This window comes from Parapedobacter lycopersici, from assembly GCF_040395035.1.
Taxonomy (GTDB): domain Bacteria; phylum Bacteroidota; class Bacteroidia; order Sphingobacteriales; family Sphingobacteriaceae; genus Parapedobacter; species Parapedobacter lycopersici_A.
On the sequence record NZ_JBEBRB010000127.1, the window covers coordinates 1 to 3,611 of the forward strand.

A 3,611-nucleotide genomic window follows, 5' to 3' on the forward strand; every position below is an offset into this window, starting at 1 on the left:
GAAGGTTCAATTTTATCGATCGCTCATTGCCGCTGAAGCCTAAACGCAGCCAAAAAAATTTCATATTTATTTTTTAAACACATGAATACTTTTACTTTTGCATAATTTAAAATTGGTCTAAATAGCAAATGTATCTCATGTATTCATTCCGCATTGTCGCCCTGCTGACGTTATGCTTTCAAATTCTTCATGCACAGGAATTAAAAATTATTGTAAAAAACCAAAACGACCAACGCATCGGTCAGGCCAATATCAGTATCAATCAGAAAAATGTGGGCTATGCAGATGAAAACGGCATTTTGATCAAAGACTTAAGCCAATTCCAAGCACCATACCGTATTCAAGCCTCCTACATTGGTTACGTCACCGCAACGCGTGTGATCGACAAAGCAAACCTTCAGGACAGCCTGGTGCTGGTGCTTAACGGCCGGAATAATTTAGATGAAGTGATCGTTACGGCGGGAAGAAAGCCTGAACACATTTCAACCGTACCTTCTTCCATTTCCATTCTAAACGAACAGGAAATACAGGCGCAAAGTCAGATCAACAACAACCTATCCAATATCCTGGGAGCCACCATACCGGGATTGGGACCGGCCACCAATAAGGCAACGAATTCCGGGCAAACGTTACGCGGCCGCGCCGTGCTGGTATTAATCGATGGAATTCCCCAATCGACTCCACTCATGAATGGATCGCGCGATATCCGGACCATTGACCCCAACGTCATTGAACGTGTGGAGGTCATCAAAGGTGCAACCTCTATTTACGGAAACGGATCCGCTGGCGGTATTATCAATTATATTACACGAAAAAGCCCTGAAAACGGCAAAGTAATCAACGGCACGAGCAGCATAAGAAGTGGTATCAATCCCTTTCACGCAGGTGAAACTGCTGGCTATAAATTTTCACAACTGCTCTATGGCCGGAAAAAAAGATTCAGTTATACGCTAAGCGCTTCCATTGACTATACCGGTCTCCAACGGGATGCCGACGGCATGCCCCTCGGACAGACCGATGGATTATCCAATTCCTACCAGAACAACGGCTTTGTCAAACTGGGGTATGATTTCGACTCCACTTCCTCCATTACGGCTTGGTACAACTATTATAACAGTACCCAACACGCGAAATACATCAGTCAAACTGGGAAATACGACCAAAGCCCAACGATAGGCATCAAAGGTGAAGACCCTGGGAAACCTACAGGAACCCCGTACAACCACAACGCGATGATCAATTACAGCAAAACGGGCATCTGGGGCAATCACTCGCTGCAAGCAACACTGTATTACAACACGTTTCGGTCTATGAATCGGTATGTAGCAAGCGGAACGGCATGGTACGGCCCGGGGCAGACCCAGATCAACTCCGAGAAAAAGGGCCTTCGCCTGAACCTCAATTCGCCGTTCCAGCTCTTCCGGTCGCCCGCCGAAGTGACCTACGGCCTGGATGTGCTGAACGATGTTACCGATCAAAACCTGACCGATGGCAGGGTTTATATTCCGTATATGGACATGCTGAACGTGGCGCCCTATGCCCAGCTGCGCATCGATTTCATTGAAAACCTGATCCTAAAAGCAGGGGCCCGTTACGAAAACGCAACGGTCACGATAAACGACTTCAATACCATCGCCACCGGGCCGGGCAACGAAGGAAGTACCGCCGTAACCGGAGGAAAAATTCCATACAAAGGCACGACATTCAACGCCGGACTGCGGTATAACAAGTACGCATTCTTCAATCCTTTTATCAGTTTTTCCCAGGGATTTGCCATCAACGAATTGGGCCGCATCGTCCGTCGCGCTACCGACAATGACCTGGATAGCATAAAGACCGATCCAGTTATCACCAACAACTACGAAATCGGGTTCTCCAGCCACTACCGATTCTTTAACCTAACGGCTTCTTACTATTACAGCAGCTCAAAGATGGGCGTAGAACTGGTCGATGTAGGCGGGTACCTGATGGCCCAACGCCTACCCGAAGTCGTCCAGGGTTTTGAATTAGCCATTGACGCCAAGCTTCATCCAATGTGGACCCTTGGCGGAACCTATGCGTTTGTGGAGGGCAAATCCGAACAGGAAGATGGATCAAAAACGTACTTGAATGGGTCCCGAATCGCTCCGCCAAAGGCAACTGCCTATCTTTACTTTACGCCTAACAACAAATTGAATCTCCAGTTGCATTGGCTGTATACCGGAGCTCGCGACCGGTTTGATGCGAACGACCAGGGCATCTTCAAAAACTCCGAAGGGTCGGTCGAACCCATTTCCCTGCTCAACCTTTCCGGCTCGTACCGATTTAACGCACAGTGGTCGCTGGGATTGGGCGTCGAAAACCTGTTGAACAAGGACTACTATCCCGTTGTCAGCCAGTACCGGGCGCTAGATCCGGAGTATGTCAAAGGAACGGGTATGAACGCATCCGTAACGGTGAACTACCAATTCTAATGGTAAGGGCCGTCATACTATGGCTTCATAAGTGGCTCGCCATTGGCTCTGGCATCGTGGTGTTCATTCTGGGTATTACCGGCTGTATTTACACGTTCCACGACGACCTGAAACTGATGTGCTACCCGGAGAAATACTTTATCTCAGGTGCCGGCACCAGCAACACACTACCCTTGAGCCAACTGACCGAAATGGCGACCCGTTCACTAACCGAAGGGGAGCAGATCACGCGCGTGGATCTCTATCCTGCGCGGGACAGATCGTGGATATTCCGTGCGCAATCTGTTAATGAGGAAGCGTTTGGCCATTGGAATTATTTCAACTATTACAAGCGTGTGTTTATCAACCCCTATACCGGGGAAGTGGTCGCCATCGAAAACTCCAAAACGGAATTCTTCCAAGTGATGCTGCAATTGCACATGAACCTGCTTCTGGGAAAGAAATACGGCCATCCCGTGGTTGCCTATTCCACCCTGATCTTTATTATCGTAATGATTTCCGGCCTTGTATTATGGTGGCCAAAGAAGTGGAGGGGTAAGCGCCTACGCAGAAGCTTCTGGCCAAAGTGGTCGGTAAAATGGAAGCGTCTAAACTACGACTTGCATAACATCATCGGATTCTATTCGTTTCTTTTGGGAATTGCCATCGGCGTAACCGGACTTTTCTTTAGTTTTCCGGAGTTTAAATCGGCCGTTGCGGCGCGCCTGAACCAGCTGAACGCCAAAACGCAGCCATCCACAGCGGTCGCCCAACCCGCTATTCCCAAGCCAGGTGCGTATCCACTGGACAACGCGTTATACTACCTCCTCGAAGAAAATAAGGGAGCAGGAATGATGTCCATCCGTTTTCGTAATGAAGATGCCCCCAGCTTTGATGTACAGGTACGTCTGGACGAACAGCGAACGGGGAAGTTCAACTGGTACTACTTTGACAGATCATCCCTACAGATTGATAAAATCGACAGCCATCGTCATCAAGCGGCCGGTGATCGGCTAGCCTCCCTCAATTACGACATCCATACCGGCAACATTGGCGGCTGGCCAACCAAAGTCATCGCGTTTATCATCTCCCTGTTTTGCGCGAGCTTGCCCCTAACCGGATATATTATCTGGATCAATAAAGCTAAAAAGCACAAAAAGGGACAATATGATTCGAACT

Annotated in this window: 2 protein-coding genes; both read left to right on the top strand. The window is 48.6% G+C overall.

The features are described 5' to 3' along the window. Positions 1-137: 137 nt before the first annotated feature. Entirely contained in the window at positions 138-2,453 is a 2,316-nt protein-coding gene (locus tag ABWO75_RS13570; protein ID WP_353186406.1) for a TonB-dependent receptor, read from the top strand. Further along, positions 2,453-3,611: PepSY-associated TM helix domain-containing protein (locus tag ABWO75_RS13575; RefSeq protein WP_353186408.1), on the top strand; the 1,159-nt coding region annotated here is incomplete at its 3' end. The genes ABWO75_RS13570 and ABWO75_RS13575, both read left to right, overlap by 1 nt.